This is a genomic window from Sphingobacterium sp. WOUb80 (assembly GCF_050058145.1).
Classification (GTDB): Bacteria; Bacteroidota; Bacteroidia; order Sphingobacteriales; family Sphingobacteriaceae; genus Sphingobacterium.
This window is the reverse complement of sequence record NZ_CP165617.1, coordinates 6,050,848-6,067,144: the sequence shown is the minus strand read 5'-3', so window position 1 is coordinate 6,067,144 and position 16,297 is coordinate 6,050,848. Positions and strand designations below refer to the sequence as shown.

Sequence of the window (16,297 nt, the reverse complement as noted above, 5' to 3'; positions counted from 1 at the left end):
GAGTCTAATATTTTGGTTTTTAAGAGAATTAAAGCATTTTTGTACTGTATAAACAAACTTTTTATCAGGTTGATATGAAAAAATTATGGATGTGTTTGTTGTTCATCACAACAAGCTTTGCTGCATTTGCCGATGAGGGAATGTGGTTTTTAATGTATCTAAAGCGTCTGAATGAATCAGATATGCAGAAAAAAGGGCTTCGTTTAAGTGCCGAAGAAATCTACAGCATTAACCACTCTAGCTTAAAAGATGCAATCGTACAATTCAATGGTGGCTGTACCGCTGAGATCGTTTCTGATCAAGGCTTAGTATTCACCAACCACCACTGTGGATACGGTGCTATTGCTGAACTTTCTACACCAGAAAATGATCATTTAACAAATGGTTTCTGGGCGAAATCCAAAAATGAAGAACTAAAACCTAAGTCTTTGTCGGTTCGCTTCTTTGTGCGTATGGATGATGTTTCAAAACGCATCTTAGGATTGGTTAACAACAAAATGGCAGAAGATGAACGTAAAAAAATCATTGCGGCTGAAATTGCTAAAATCCAAACAGAAAATAGCGAAAATGGCAAGTATGTGGTTGAAGTAAAATCGTTCTACCAAGGCAATGAATACTATTATTTTGTATACCAAGATTACAATGACGTCCGTTTGGTAGGAACACCTCCAAATAGCATCGGAAAATTTGGCGGTGATACAGATAACTGGGAATGGCCACGTCATACAGGCGATTTCTCGATTTTTCGAGTTTACGCCGATAAAAACGGTAATCCTGCAGAGTATGCACAGGACAATGTCCCTTTGAAACCTAAACATTTCCTACCTGTTAGCTTAAAAGGTGTTCAAGAAGGAGATTTCGCAATGATCTTAGGTTATCCAGGACGTACCAATCGTTGGATGCCTTCTGGAGGAATCAATCAGAATGTTAAATTCGCTTATCCAGCTTGGGTAGAAGCTTCTAAAACAGGTATGGATGCCATGAAAAAATTCATGGATCAAGACCAAGCTGTAAAATTGAACTATGCTTCTAAATACTCTCAAGTAGCTAATTACTGGAAAAATCGTCAAGGAATGATTGATGCTTTGACATTACATAAAACTGCAGAGTCGAAAGCAAAAGACGAAGCTAAATTTGACAAATGGGCAAATAAAGCTGCAAACAAAGCCGAATACGGTGATGTCATCAAAACAATCAATGAATTTTATGCTTCAACAAACGAGAAAGCTAGACATGACAACTATTTAATGGGTATGTTGCGTTCTAGTGCAATTGCAGCATTACCAAACACCATTGGGTCAGGTTTAGAAGCATATACTACTGGAGATGAAGCAAGAAGAAATGCCCTTCTTCCTCGTTTAAAATCTGCCATCGATGCTGGTTATGAAAAAATGTACATGCCTCTTGAAGAGCAAGTATTGATTGATGAATTGAATCTTTATGCTAAAAAAGCAGGCAATATTGCACCCTATATTGCAGAATTGGCGGCTAAAAATAATGGTGACTTTACGGCTTATGTCAAAGAATCTGTGAAAAATAGCATCTTCGCCTCTGCAGAACGTTTGAACAATTATCTGGAGACCCCTAACGCTGAAATCTTAGCCAATGACCCATTATATAAACTTTCTTCGGCCTTACTTAACAGATACCGTCAAGTAGATCCTAACTGGAAAACACAAGACGACAAATTTGAAGGCGCGTACCGTAAATATGTCGCTGGGGTATTGGCTTCAAATCCAAAAGGTAAATTCTATCCCGATGCAAACAGTACTTTACGTTTAACTTATGGTTCGATCAAAGGCCTACCACAAGACCCTCGTAATGATGCAGACAGAAACTTTTATACTACTTTAAAAGGAACCATAGCGAAGTATAAAAAGGGTGACGAAGAATTCGATTTACCACAACGTTTGATTGATCTGTACAATAATAAGGACTATGGTCGTTATGCGGATAAAAAAGGATATTTACCAGTAAACTTCCTAAGTGACAATGACATAACAGGCGGAAACTCAGGTTCACCAGTAATAAATGGCAATGGTGAATTAATTGGCCTAGCTTTTGATGGTAATATTGAAGCAATGGCTGGTGATGTGATCTTCGACCATAAGCTACAGCGTACAATTTCAGTTGACATTCGTTATGTATTATTTATCATCGATAAATTTGCTGGTGCGACCAACATTATTGACGAACTTAAGATTGTTGAATAGTTTTTTTTAAGCTTTTTCGATAAAAAAAAACGAAATTTATTTTCTATTTGATTCGTTTTTGTATATTTAAGGAGTGTTTAGGAAAAACCATAAAAACTAAAATTATAATTATAAAAAAATGGAAAACTACGTAAAATTAAAAGAGTTAGTAGCTTCTATCGAAGCTGATGCAGACAAGTTCTTCAACAATGGTAATTCTGCAGCTGGTACACGTGTACGTAAAGGATTACAAGAGATCAAAACCTTAGCACAAGAAATTCGTAACGAAGTTACTGCTAAGAAAAACGACGGAAAATAGTCTTTTCGGAGTAAACATAAAAAAGGCCTTTCAAATGAAAGGCCTTTTTTTTGAAAGTATCTGATATTATTGGCCAGAAAAGACCTTCTGTCCGCTTTCATCGCTGTTGGTTCCTGCAAAATCATAAAGGTTTTGTTGATCCTTACAGAAATGTGCAAGCCATCACTAAGTTATAGATCTTTATCCCTAAATAATCCCCGAAAGAGGCTTTCAGTTTATCATAAACCTGCTGTCTGGTCAAGGGTTTATCTTTCTTCTTTAACAATGTTGTCGATGAAAGATTTACAGCACCCAATTCCACCTTCGTCGCAAACATGTTGTAATGCAGTTCGGGAACGGCCAGACCAAGGATCATTCCCGGTAGTCCATTAAAGGCTGAAGGACCTCCTGAAACAGGTATTTGATCCGTGTAAAAAGCAACAGCATAAATGGAATCCAGTACAAGTCCGTTCGCCCGACGGCATGGGTAACCTGCGATTTCACGGTATTCATTCGTAATTTTCCACTTGATCTTTAATGTTGAATCGGTTATGACAACGCGCTCGCCACCTAATTCAAAAACAGAATTAAATGCTTTATTTTTCAGATTCTGATAGCCGCTTATCCCCGACTCAAAAATTCCAGAACGCATCAACCCGGTAACAACATCCGAATATTCTTCAGGAATATGCTCATAGAGGACCTCATCATTGGAAAATGTCAGTTTCTTTTTCAGCACCTGATTTTCTGGAATCTGACCCATCATTTCTCTGATGGAGTTACGCGTATCCTCGTCTTTTGCATATGTTGCATAGCGTTTGAGCAGGTTTTTAAGAAATACAGTCTTGTCATAGGTAATTGTTCCTTGTGTAGGAAAATAAGCATATTGTCCAAAAGCTGAGCTTCCCCAGAATAAGACCAGCAATAGGACGAGTAAATTTTTGATATCTTTCATTTTATTTCGATTTTACGAGCATTTTATTGATTTCCCAAGTGAGCTTAACCATATAATACCTGCTGATTGTGTTGTATCGGCGTTCGGTCAGTAGTGCCCCATTTTGACTTCTGTCAAAACCCACATTCTGTTTGAGGAGGTCATTAACCATAAAGGTCAATTCCAGCTTTTCATCTTTTCGGAATTTTTTTGACAAAGCCGGACTTAGCACAAATCGTTCAAATTTTTTACTGTAAACTGCCGTAGGAGCCTGATAACTATAGCTAAAATCTGCTCGCATAATGAATTTAGCTGGCAAAAAGTACTTCAGATTTCCCTCAGATGAAAAAGTAAATCCCTTACTATCTTCCATGGCTCCAATGGAATTATCTTGTATAAGATAGCCTGGGGATAACTCAATACCAAAGTCCAAACCTTTGGTTGTCGATCGCTGTAAACCATAATTAACCCCATAACGCTGTACCTTGGCGTTCGCTAAAACAGTATTGACATAGTTATAATTGTTGCTGAAAGATACGGATGGTCCGCCACCATGTCTCAATTGAAATTTTTTCCATAACTTACCGTAATACATTGGACTTATACTAATCTGATTGTTGCTACTGTGGTTCAAATTTCCCCAAACAAATGTAGTCTTACCCAATGAATCAATCGTTGTATTTTGCACCAGCGCATTGTTTGTACGTGAAGCGCTTAAAAAGATGCCTATAAACTTATCTTCCAATACGGAATAGGTTCTAAAGCTCAGGTTCAAATTATTGGTGTAAGATGGCTTTAGATTTTCGTTCCCTAAGTACTCATTCAAGGGATCCAAATTCGACCGTAATGGTTGGATCTGATTTAAGGTAGGTAAACCATTTGTACCCTGATACTTCAAACTGATTGATTTATTTTTTTGAATCTCATAATTGACATCAACCACTGGATTATATACAAAAAATGATCGTGAAAGTCTCGTATTCTCCATGCGGTTTAATTGCGACAGATTACTGTTTTCGAACTTATTTGAGACATTAACCACGAGCTTCTCCAGAGGCTTGTAATTAAGTGCGAGATTATAGGTGTTTTTTGTCGTTTTGTACAAGAAATCATTACTATACAAACTATCCAGTCGATCAAAAATACCGGTATTCTGATTTTTATCGAAAGACTGAACTGCGTTGTTATTTCTGTTGAGATTCAATCCATATTCGAAAGAAAGGATAATCTTTTTTGAAATCGGTTCGGAATAAGCAAATTCTCCACCTGTAGAAAAAGAGCTATTTTTCACAAATTTCTTCTGGTTGAGGGTTGAATCCCTTTCAGCATTCCCTTCTTTATAAAATGTAAGTTTAGAAAATAAATCTTGCTCCCCATCTTGTTTATTCCCCGATGTGTAATAATTGAATGATAAGGAACGGCCTTTCTTTTTAAAACGTCTTACATAGAGCGCCGAGGCATTATACTGCTCCGACTTGGAATCGTTCTTAAAGCTTCGCAGGTTATCGTTGATCTTCTGATCAAATTGATTTACAGTGGTTGATTGTGTCTCTGAAGAACTATTATCATGTCTTTTGTTTGCACCTGCCCAAACCGTTAAATCCGACATGGAATCGACCTTAAATTCGTATTTCAAACCGATATTATGCTTTCTGTTTTCGTTGGAGGCCAATGTGCTGCTATTGCTTATTAATATCGTATCACGTGCCGCGTTACGTGTGAATACGCTTCGGTCTAAGTCAACGTTGGATCGAATATGCTTATAGTCGATTCGCCAAGCATGTTTTTTGTTAGCCGTTTTATCCGAGTATAAAAATCCTGTATTCAGGGATTTAGGAATTCCTTCGCCATTAAAATTATCACCTCCATCGTAATCTCCCCCCATACTTGACACCTCATCATAACTGAGTCCGCTCTTCCCAGTGTTACTTGCAATCAAATAAGCCGAAGCTTTAAACGATTGATTAAAGTAGTTCAAAAAGCTCTGTCCAGCGTAGAACTTATCACTACCTCCACCAACATCTACTTTTCCAAATATTCCGCGTCTAGCCTCCTCTTTGAGCTTCACGTTGATTGTCTGTGTACGTTCACCATCATCAATACCAGTTTTCTCAGCCTTATCAGACTTCTTTTCATAAACCTGAATTTTGTCAACCATGTCAGAACGAATATTCCGGCTTACTAAAATTGGATCGTCACCAAAGAACTCCTCTCCGTCAACCAGCATTTTCTTTACTGTTTTCCCTTGTGCAGTAATTTTACCGGAAGCATCGACTGTAATCCCAGGGAGAACCTTTAACAAATCCTCCACTTTAGCATTTTTTTCCACTTTAAAACTTCCGGCATCATATTCCGTCGTATCGCCCTTGATACTAATGGGTACCCGTCCCATAACAATCACTTCCTCCAGCAAGGTCGCGCTGCTGGTCATTCCAATAGATAGGTTATTGTAATGCTGCCCCGGTAAGATTTCCGCGTAATATTCACCATACTTTGGATAGGTGACAATGATAAAATACTTTCCAGTATCAGGGCGCTCAAGAGAGAACTTACCATTTTCATCCGAACGGGTAAAATTGGTCAAAATGGAATCTTTGGCTGTTAACAGCATAATTGTTGCATTATGCAGCTTAAGCTGATCTTTTACATCACTGATTTTTCCTTCAATTCGGGATTGAGCGTGAACTATTCCGCAGAAACAGAATAAAATAAGTAAAAGTAGTTGCCCCACTCTTTTCATAATATGGTTTTGGATAGTATATAATTATATAAATAATAAAATTCGTGCACAAAACTAATATTTTGTTTCAGTTAATTTTAGTTTATCGCAAAAAAAATACAAGAAATAAAATAATGCTGAAAAACAAAACAAACAATTGATTAACAGCGAAGTACAATCGACAAATCACAAAAAAAGCTCTTCAAAAGAAGAGCTTTTTTATCTAAACAGTTAGAAATACACAGCATATTGTGTATATAGCATACCTAGTTGTTTATAAATTGCCAAGTTCCATTATAAATTGAACAGTTTCTTTATTCATATGTTGAGACAGTACACTTGTAATCTGATCCGTCATAGCCTTTCTTGTCATTCGTTTGACCTTGGTATTCTCAAATTTCTTTTTGTCCATCACAACGGTGTTGCTGAGTTCGACTTTTGTTGCAAAATAGGAAACGTGCTGACTAGGTACGACCAATCCTAAAATCATCCCAGGAAGGCCATTGATGGACTCTGGGCCGCCACTGATCGGGATTTCATTACAGTAGTATCCAATGACATAGATAGAGTCAGGTGTAATCCCATTGGCTCTCCTGCAATTATATCCCGCTATCTCACGGTACTCATCTGTGATTTTCCATTTGATACGCTTCATGGAATCCTGAACGATGATTTTTTCACCAACAATATCGTTATATCTTAAAAATGAACGGTTGGTCATATTTGAAAGTGTTGTTGCATCGAAATCTAGTGCCAGCATCATAATGTACTGCTTAATTTCTGCATCCAGACTCTCGTCTTTTACCGATTCAAACAAAGTCTCCGTCGCATTGAATTTCATTGACTTTTTTAACACGGCATTTTCCGGTAACCTCGGTATTATACGCTCAAAAAACTGTTTTGAATTATCATCGGCCTTAGCGATGAATTTTTTACTTACGATATTCTTCATATACATCGTCTTATCGTAAGAAATGGTTCCCGACCGCCCAAATAGCACATATTGTGCTTTAAGAGCTACGGCCGAACAACAGAAAAAGAGAAAAAAGATATATTTTAACATTTTATTTCGCTTAATATTTTATAAAAACATTTTTGTAAAATCCCATGATAGTTTAAGCATATAATATCTGCGTATCGTATCATATCGACGTTGTGTAAAGACAGAAGTCGATGCCGAACGACTAAAGCCCTTATTCTGATTAAGAACATCGTTGATCATAAAATCCAATACCAACGATTCATTTTTCAGGAATTTTTTACTCACACCCGGATGCAACAAAAACTGTTCAAACTTCTCGTCAAAAGCTTTGGTTGCAGCTTCATAGGAATAAGTGTAATTGGTATAAACCTTAAATGTTTTGTTGAAGAAATACTCCACACTTCCATTGGAAGCAAATACAAAACCATTGCTATTGGTATTGCGTTCCAAACTTGATTTCATCAAACGATACTGTGGACTAAAGTTCAGGTCAAAATTTAAACCTGTTTTGGTGTCTCTTTTGAAATTATACGTAAAATTAAAGTTCGTCGTATTGACTTTATTCAATTGGTGATTGAACATATTATAGTTATCACTCATATTCACATAAAACTGTGGCGAGTTGGACAGTCCTAGTTTTTTGCTCAATTTGAAGTAGACTCCGGACCATACATTTAGGGAGGTATTTGTCTTACCCTCCACATTGTTCCACGTATAAGTATTGATTCCTTTTAGTGTATCGATATTCTGTGTAATTGGGTTCTTTTCAGTAGAAATATTACCACCGACATAAACATAGTTTCCGGTCAACACGCGGAACGAATTATAATTCAGATTTAATGAGTTTCTAAACGACGGTTTTAAGTTTTCATTTCCCAAATAACGATTAATCTGGTCTGAATTATCTAAGATCGGTTGTATCTGACTCATGGAAGGCAACTGATTTTTACCGGTATAATTCATCCATAAACCCTTCGTTTTGGTAAAGGAATAGCCTGCACTTACATTTGGATTGTACGTAAAGTAACTTCTTGTAATCCCCTCACTTGTATAGTTATTGAATTGTTTCAATTTGTCATTATTGAAATTATTAGCCACAGTGAACTTAAATTTTTCAGTTGTGTGAACTATAGCCAATTTGTATCTGCTGCTGCTTCTATCAAAATCATAGTTGTTACTAAAGCGACGGTCCAATTGATCATAATTCCCCTGTCCATCATTATTGAAAGATTCCACAATAGAACTACTGTTACTTTGCTCAATTCCTGTCCCCACAACAAGATTCCAAATTTTAGATAAGGGTTCAGTATAAGATATGGAGGCCCCGAGGACATCACTTTTATTGTTCCGGACTTTATCTTGATCTGTTTTTGTTTCGGTATTTAGATCTTTATTTTTAAGATTCGAATTTAAATGGCCTGTGCCATTCATTTCATTTCTTTTCCACTGTCCATCAAATGTAAAAGAACGACCTTTTTTCTTGAATTTATGGGTAAAATAAGTGCTGAAATTTACTTCATTGACATGATTTTTGATAAGCTCATCCGTTTTTTCGGTAATTGCAGTATCGGCCGCCTGAGAAAGCTGATAAGCGTCGCGTGTATTATAGGACCAAAGATTTTTTCTAGATACACCACCTCGTATGGTCAAGAGATTTAACGAATCTAATTTAAGGTCATATTTCAAATTCGCACGATGTTGGTCATTTTCAGTATCTACATTTTTCAATGATCGGTTGTTGATCAAACCAGTAGTAATTGTTTCATCATTTCCATCACTGCTCAATCGTCCGTATTTATAGTTAATGTTGACTGTATGTTTATCCTTATCAAATTTGTCCGAAAAGTTAACCCCCGAATTTATGGCACGAGGTACACCAATAACACCTTGGCCAGAAAAAGGATCCGTAAAATTAGACCAGCTCATCGATCCGTCATCACCATAGGATACACCTGAATCACCGCCATATTTTTGTGCGTCCTGCCAGTTCATGCTCGTAGTACCATTATTACCAAAAAGCCCATAAACTGATATTTTTTGCGAACCCTTAAATTTGTTCAACATCAATTGCCCCATATAGTAATCATTGGTTCCTCCGCCAAGAAGTGCTTTTCCGAACATACCATTTTTAGAACCTTCTTTTAGCTTTACATTGATCGTTTGCTCACGCTGACCATCATCCACTCCTGTTCGCTCTGCCTGCTCGGATTTTTTCTCGTAGACCTGAACCTTATCCACCATATCCGATCGTATATTTCGTGTCACCAGTGTCGGATCGTCACCGAAAAATTCCTCCCCGTCTACCAATACCTTCTTCACAGTTTTACCTTGTGCGGTAATCTTTCCGGATGCGTCGACCGTGATTCCCGGCAACGCCTTCAACAAATCTTCAACCTTGGCATTTTTTTCAACTTTAAAACTACCAGCATCATATTCTGTGGTATCACCTTTAATCGTGATAGGAATACGCCCCGTAACAATGACTTCTTGTAATAACGTAGCTGTGTTTGTTAGACCAATAGCCAATTTAGAGTAGTCCACCCCAGATTGGATCTCCGTATAAAAATCGCCATACTTGGGATAACTCACGATGAGTACATAGGCTCCTGTATCGGGCTTAGCTAAGGAAAATAGACCATTTTCATCAGATCGGGTAAAGCCGGTCAATATGGAATCTTTGGCAGTCAACAGCATAACTGTTGCGTCTGATAACTTTAGTTGGTCCTTTACATCACTTATTTTTCCAGCAATCCTGGATTGACCCGAAGCCAAACCATGAATAGCAAAAATGAAAAACAAGAGAATTTGTAAAACTCTTTTCATAAAATTGTTGGATAGTAAATTAATATCAATATAACATTAGTAGATAAAACCAATGTTTTGTTACAGTAAATTTAATTTTATTTCTTAAAACACTGATTTTGGCCCATAGTTCCCCATTCGAGCAAAATAGAAGATCCATTTTACAAAAGCTCAGATCCTATATATTCATCCTAGAAAACCTTCGTTATGCTTGATAATGCTTCTTCTGTTGCATATTGATCAAACGCCACAACTGAAGACAAAAAAAGCATATCAAAACAGCAAAAGATAACTGGCAACCTATCGCGCTATAATTTTTAAGATCGGAGGCTATATCTGCAACTTGAATTTTAGCCATCAGATAATTGTTTAGCATCATACCGCAAACCGTTCCAAGGAGAAAAAATGTAATTGCATACTTCTTATTTGACAGCGCTTTCTCCTTCTCTTTCTCAAGCGCCGCGATACCATCCATAATACGTTGCTCAAAATCATCAAATGGTAATTCTATTTTACTCATTTGCATCGCTTTTTTGAATTTTTCCTGCTCCTTATCCATAATACTCTGCTTTTTTTATTAACTGACTCAAGATGATGTGCATATTTTTACGGGCTCGATACAATATTACTTTTGTATTCGACAGTGTCCAGCCCATAATTTCCTGAATTTCATCCATCGACTGTTCTTCCAAATAGAATAAACGTAATGCAACAGACTCCCGGGCGGGCAAGATCGTGAGTGCATCGTTGATCATTTCTTTTCTTTCATGTTCGATTATTTCATCCAATACAGAATCGTCATATGGCATGTCATGGTGGGACAGATCAAAATTGACCAACTCCAATTTCTTATGACGAATGGCATTAAAAGCAACATGCACAACAATTCGGTAAAACCAGGTACTAAATTTCGATTTCCCTTTAAAGGAAGACAGCGATTGATAGCACTTTATAAATGCTTCCTGAACGACATCTTCTGCCAAATGCTCTTCCTTTACAATAGAAAGAGCGACAGAAAATGCCATATCCTTATACGTTTTTATAAAATAACGATAAGATTCCACATCGCCTGACAGAACTTTTCGAATATAGATTTCATCCATTGGCGGGTTAAATATCGCGTTTTTTATCCAATCGGTTAGCAATTATCATCGCAAGCCCTGCAGAAATAATCAAAATTGCTACGGCGAGTGAATCCGGCAAATCAGTCTTGATATAGTTGTCCAATACACCGACAATAAATAAACCAATTCCGATACCTAGAACCAAAATCCCCGGCTTTTGCCAATCTATAGGCTCCCTTTTTCTGCTTTCGCCGGGAAGGTGTACTGCGGTACTCCGATAGCGCATAATAAAATAAACACACAGGGTGATACATGTAAATAATCCGATACCTAAAATTCCCGCTATTGTTTGTTTTTCCATAATTATTTGAATTAGTTTCCTCATTAGTCACCATCATTCCCGAAAAGGTTACAACAAATTGAGTTAAATGTGTCGATTTGTGTAAATTTGTTTCAAACACAAACAATATGCAAAACATTAAAGAATATGTAGAAGCAAACAAGCAACGTTTTTTAGATGAGTTGTTTGATTTATTGCGTTTACCGTCAGTAAGTGCTGATCCCAAATTTAAAGGAGATGTGGAGAAGACTGCTGAATTTGTTGCTCAGAAATTGCGTGAAGCAGGAGCCGACAATGTAGAAGTTTGTCCTACTGCTGGTAATCCAATCGTTTATGGAGAAAAAATTATAGATCCAGCGCTACCTACCGTATTAACTTATGGCCATTACGACGTACAACCTGCTGATCCATATGAGTTGTGGGATACCCCTCCTTTCGAACCGACAGTCCGTGATGGCAAAATCTATGCACGTGGCTCTGCCGATGATAAAGGTCAGTTTTATATGCATGTAAAAGCCTTCGAATACATGATTAAAAATGATGCATTAGCATGTAACATCAAGTTTATGATTGAGGGTGAAGAGGAAGTGGGCTCAGTAAATTTGGGCACATTTGTTAAAGAAAATACGGAAAGACTGAAAGCTGATGTTATTGTTATATCTGACACATCAATGATCAGCATGGCACAACCATCGCTAGAAACTGGCTTACGTGGACTTTCTTATGTTGAAGTGGAAGTTACGGGGCCTAATAGAGATTTGCACTCCGGCGTATATGGTGGAGCAGTAGCCAATCCGGCGACTATATTAGCAAAACTGATTGCCTCATTACATGATGAAAACAATCATATCGCTATCCCGGGATTTTATGATGATGTTGTCGAATTGACTGCTGAAGAACGCAAAGCATTAAATGAAGCACCGTTCGATATTGAAGAATACAAAGCTGACCTCGGTATCCAAAATATCTGGGGCGAAAAAGGTTTTACCACGTTGGAACGCACCGGTATTCGCCCAACCTTAGAAGTAAATGGTATTTGGGGTGGTTATATCGGTGAAGGCGCCAAAACGGTATTGCCTTCAAAAGCGAATGCAAAAATTTCAATGCGTCTTGTACCAAACCAAAACTCTCATCGTATTACGGAGCTTTTCAAAAAACATTTTGAATCTATTGCACCTGATTATGTGAAAGTAGAAGTCAAACCTCATCATGGCGGCGAACCCGTAGTGACACCTACGGACAGCATTGCTTACAAAGCGGCGGAGAAAGCCTTACATGAAACATTTGGTGTTAAGCCTATCCCGACACGTGGTGGCGGTTCTATTCCAATCGTTGCTCTTTTCGAAGACGTATTGGGTTTAAAAACAGTACTTCTGGGATTTGGTTTGGATAGCGATAACCTACACTCGCCAAATGAAAAATATGGCATTGAGAATTACCTCATGGGAATTTCAACAATTCCTTTATTTCATAAATATTACGCGGAACTAAGTAAATAATTTAGTTTTTCATTAGATAAAGGGTTATTTTTAAATTTTAGAAATAACCCTTTATCGTTTTATGGATTTTGATTTTCGTTTAATTGTATTTTACACTGCGGCTCAACACCTTAATTTCACCAAAACGGCCTCGGCCCTTTTCATCTCACAACCAGCCGTAAGCAAAAACATCCAAGAACTAGAAAAGAAACTTGGCGTACCGCTCTTCGAAAGAAAGGGCAACAATCTTAATTTAACTGATCCAGGCCAAATTCTCTATAAATATGCCCAACAAATTATCAATCTGTATAATCAGGCGGGCCAAGAAATACAGGAATTGCAGGAAGGACGAAAAGGAAATTTGGTTTTAGGGGCCAGTACAACCATCTCCCAATATGTTTTACCCGCTCTACTTGCCGATTTTCTATCCCAATATCCCAACAACCGTATCCAGTCTTTTCAATCCAATAGCCGCAGTATTGAGGAACAGCTTGTCGACAAAACATTGGATCTAGGTATTACTGAAGGTTCCACGGATAACAGGGCACTGAAATACATTCCTTTTATGAAGGATGAGCTGGTCCTCGTCACAAATAGCCAGAACCCAATATTAAATCAATTAAAAAATCCGATACTATCCGATATCACACGCTTGCCTTTGGTACTTCGCGAGCAAGGATCGGGTACACGAACAATTATTGAAAATGCACTAAAAGACAATCGTATTAATTTATCGGAAGTACAAATAGAAATGATCCTCCCTTCAACGGAAAGTATTAAAGGTTATCTTGCCCGTCGCAATAGCTTTGCCTTTTTATCTATTCATACGGTGCAAAAAGAAGTACTAAACAATCAATTGACTATTGTCGATATTCCACAATTGACAATAGAACGTTATTTCTATTTTACCCATTTATATGGAGGACTTGCCGGTACGCCCAACCAGTTTCTACAATTCTGTCTGCGACAAAACTTCAAGTTATAACCAAATGTTATACCTCATAAACAAACTTCGTTTTAATTCCGCGTTTGAGGCGACTAGATTTGTACAAATGAATGAGCGTAATGGAATATAAAAAACTAACAAATTATTTAAAAGCACTCAGCTGGATCATTGTCGCATTGGTCATTACATGTACGACCTTATGTGTATTTCCACTAAAACATGAGGAAAACAAAAAGCAAACAGATTCTCTTAAAATGCGCAACGACTCGCTTATTACGCACGTCTCCCAATTTAAGGAAATCTCATTCAAAGATAATCCCGAAGGTAAAATGGCCAGTTATGGTGAAAAGCTAATCAAAAATACCTACGATTATTTCTATGATGGCGAGGTCAAAATCGGAAACAAGCTTGCCTGTAGCAGCTGTCATCTTAATGGAGGCACCAAGGCTTTCGCCGCTCCCTACGTTGGGCTCACCAATGTCTTTCCAACCTATATTGGACGAGAAAATAAGGTTGAATCACTTGAAGAGCGCATCAACGGTTGCTTTGAGCGGAGCATGAACGGTCGAGCCATTCCAGAAAATAGCAAGGAAATGAGAGCCATTGTTACCTACATCAAAAACATCAGCGTAAATACCGTTAATAAAGGCCGGTTGGCGGGCCAAGGATTTATTAAAATGGATATTCCCAACCGTGCTGCAGACTTGAAACATGGTCAATTGGTTTTTGAGAACAAATGCACAAGTTGTCATGGAAAAGATGGACAAGGTCTACCACAAACGGCGGGAAAAGGATATCAATATCCTCCCTTATGGGGAAAAGATAGCTACAATGATGGTGCTGGAATGGCACGATTGCTTACAGCTACGCGTTTTATCAAAGCTAATATGCCTTTGGGCGCAACTTATGACGCGCCGCAATTGAAAGACGATGAGGCCTATGATGTCGCAGCATATATCAATTCTTTCGATAGACCTCAAAAATCAAATAAGCAACTGGACTATCCCAATCTAAGCAAAAAGCCCAAAGACAGTCCATATCCCCCTTACGCCGATAACATTAGTATAGAACAACATAAACTCGGTCCTTATAATTTTTAACTATAGACACCCCATTAAATCAATAATAAATATGAAAAAACAATTTACAATCGCTTGTATTCTCTTAGCGATAATGACTATTCAAGCGAAAGCACAGGACAATAAATTGTTGCTCAATAATCATCAATACACTGGTGCTGTTGCAAAGAAAAAAGCTTATAAAGCCATCTATCAGTTGGACAGTAATGATCCAAAAACAATTGAAAAAGCAATCCGTAATATTAACAATGTCTTGAAGGACCCTCGATTAAAGGGGCACTTGCAGGTTGAATTAGTTGCATTTTCTGGTGGTACCGAGGCTTACTTAAAAAAGAACAGTCAATATGAGAAACCATTGAAGGATCTGGTAGAGAAAGGTGTTATCGTAGCCCAATGCCTGAATACTTTGGAAGAGAAACATATTGCCAAAGAAGAGCTGTTTGATTTTATAGGTTATGTTCCTAGCGGAAATGGTGAATTAATACTAAGGGCAAATGAAGGTTGGATTATCGTAAAACCATAAATATGAGGAGAAATTTTCTACTGCTTGGTCTAACAATCGCATTATTGGGAGCCCAGGAAATTAAAGCACAAGAACATCGTTTTGACCCGCCCTGGAATAATCCACCAGAATCGGCATTAAATTTCACCGTACCTGGAATAGATAATATTCCAGATTTATATGGTGATATCGAGAATCCGCAGCTTACAGTCTTTTTCGCAGGCAATCAATTTATGGTTGTCGATGATCTACTCGCATCTTTCAAAAAAGAATACCCACAATATGAACGTATTTTTGTTGAAACGCTGCCACCAGGGATTTTAGCCAAACAGATTAAAGGCGGATCGCTCACAGTAGGCAATCTACGCATTACACATAAGCCCGATATTTATACAGCAAGCAAAAGGGCCATCAACGAAATGGCAGATTACTTTAGCCATACACAAGTTTATTGCTACAACAATATCTGTCTGATGATTCCAAAAGGAAATCCCGGTAATATTAGGACATTGAATGATTTAGGAAATGAGAAAGTTCGCATCAGCATGCCTAATCCCCAATGGGAAGGAATTGGGGAGCAGATCAAAGCATCCTATAGAAAAGCCGGGGGCGAACAACTCGTCAAGAAAATCATGGAAGATAAGGTCAAAGATGGCAGCACTTATCTAACCAAGATCCACCATCGCGAAAGCCCCATGCGTGTATTGTATGGACAGGCCGATGCGGCTCCCGTTTGGGCTTCTGAAGTCGTTTACCAAAAACTAATTGGCCATCCTGTTGAAGGGATCACTATTCCTGATGCGCAAAATACAACTGCAACTTACGTTGCTGCAAAGCTAAAAAATGCGCCACATACGCAGGCAGCAGATGACTTTTTAAAATTCATGGACTCGCCAACGGCCAAGAATATTTACAAGAAATATGGTTTCACAGTAGACTAAAAAAGAAAATGGATAATTAA

Annotated in this window: 14 protein-coding genes; 7 read left to right on the top strand and 7 right to left on the bottom strand. The window is 37.9% G+C overall.

What is annotated here, in order from left to right; genetic code table 11:
- Positions 1–74 precede the first annotated feature (74 nt).
- Together AB1Z56_RS25075 and AB1Z56_RS25070 are read left to right on the top strand one after the other, a co-directional pair.
- A complete protein-coding gene (locus tag AB1Z56_RS25075) occupies positions 75–2,213 on the top strand; it encodes a S46 family peptidase (protein WP_309364429.1) in 2,139 nt (712 codons plus the stop codon).
- 118 nt (positions 2,214–2,331) lie between these two features.
- Entirely contained in the window at positions 2,332–2,511 is a 180-nt protein-coding gene (locus AB1Z56_RS25070) for a hypothetical protein (protein WP_046674057.1), read from the top strand.
- A 142-nt stretch (positions 2,512–2,653) separates the two neighbouring features.
- Here AB1Z56_RS25070 and AB1Z56_RS25065 read toward each other — a convergent pair whose 3' ends face one another.
- From AB1Z56_RS25065 to AB1Z56_RS25035, 7 genes are all read right to left on the bottom strand, one after another.
- The gene (locus AB1Z56_RS25065) at positions 2,654–3,445 is read right to left on the bottom strand and encodes a GLPGLI family protein (RefSeq protein ID WP_426790447.1); all 792 of its coding nucleotides are present in this window, start codon (positions 3,443–3,445) and stop codon (positions 2,654–2,656) included.
- A 1-nt stretch (position 3,446) separates the two neighbouring features.
- On the bottom strand, positions 3,447–6,164 hold the full coding sequence (locus AB1Z56_RS25060) for an outer membrane beta-barrel protein (RefSeq protein WP_309364435.1): 2,718 nt from the start codon (positions 6,162–6,164) through the stop codon (positions 3,447–3,449).
- A 253-nt stretch (positions 6,165–6,417) separates the two neighbouring features.
- Positions 6,418–7,206 carry a GLPGLI family protein gene (locus AB1Z56_RS25055; RefSeq protein ID WP_309364437.1) on the bottom strand — a complete coding sequence of 263 codons (789 nt, stop codon included), beginning with the start codon at positions 7,204–7,206 and terminating at the stop codon, positions 6,418–6,420.
- Between the two features lie 18 nt (positions 7,207–7,224).
- Positions 7,225–9,948, bottom strand: a complete 2,724-nt coding sequence (locus tag AB1Z56_RS25050) for an outer membrane beta-barrel protein (protein ID WP_309364439.1) — start codon at positions 9,946–9,948, stop codon at positions 7,225–7,227.
- Between the two features lie 184 nt (positions 9,949–10,132).
- Positions 10,133–10,447 carry a hypothetical protein gene (locus tag AB1Z56_RS25045; protein ID WP_426790446.1) on the bottom strand — a complete coding sequence of 105 codons (315 nt, stop codon included), beginning with the start codon at positions 10,445–10,447 and terminating at the stop codon, positions 10,133–10,135.
- A gap of 31 nt (positions 10,448–10,478) precedes the next feature.
- A complete protein-coding gene (locus AB1Z56_RS25040) occupies positions 10,479–11,030 on the bottom strand; it encodes an RNA polymerase sigma factor (protein ID WP_309364443.1) in 552 nt (183 codons plus the stop codon).
- 7 nt (positions 11,031–11,037) lie between these two features.
- Positions 11,038–11,352, bottom strand: a complete 315-nt coding sequence (locus AB1Z56_RS25035) for a hypothetical protein (protein ID WP_309364445.1) — start codon at positions 11,350–11,352, stop codon at positions 11,038–11,040.
- A 107-nt stretch (positions 11,353–11,459) separates the two neighbouring features.
- On the opposite strand from AB1Z56_RS25035, the gene AB1Z56_RS25030 reads away from it, so the two are divergent.
- The 5 genes from AB1Z56_RS25030 to AB1Z56_RS25010 all read left to right on the top strand — a co-directional run bounded on the left by AB1Z56_RS25030 (position 11,460) and on the right by AB1Z56_RS25010 (position 16,277).
- The gene (locus tag AB1Z56_RS25030) at positions 11,460–12,830 is read left to right on the top strand and encodes a dipeptidase (RefSeq protein ID WP_309364446.1); all 1,371 of its coding nucleotides are present in this window, start codon (positions 11,460–11,462) and stop codon (positions 12,828–12,830) included.
- 61 nt (positions 12,831–12,891) lie between these two features.
- Complete coding sequence (locus tag AB1Z56_RS25025; RefSeq protein WP_309364448.1) at positions 12,892–13,794, top strand: LysR family transcriptional regulator; 903 nt, start codon at positions 12,892–12,894, stop codon at positions 13,792–13,794.
- 80 nt (positions 13,795–13,874) lie between these two features.
- Positions 13,875–14,855: a c-type cytochrome gene (locus AB1Z56_RS25020; RefSeq protein WP_309364450.1), complete on the top strand. Its 981-nt coding sequence runs from the start codon at positions 13,875–13,877 to the stop codon at positions 14,853–14,855.
- Between the two features lie 31 nt (positions 14,856–14,886).
- The gene (locus AB1Z56_RS25015) at positions 14,887–15,357 is read left to right on the top strand and encodes a DsrE family protein (protein ID WP_309364452.1); all 471 of its coding nucleotides are present in this window, start codon (positions 14,887–14,889) and stop codon (positions 15,355–15,357) included.
- Between the two features lie 2 nt (positions 15,358–15,359).
- Entirely contained in the window at positions 15,360–16,277 is a 918-nt protein-coding gene (locus AB1Z56_RS25010; protein WP_426790445.1) for a substrate-binding domain-containing protein, read from the top strand.
- Positions 16,278–16,297: the final 20 nt, after the last annotated feature.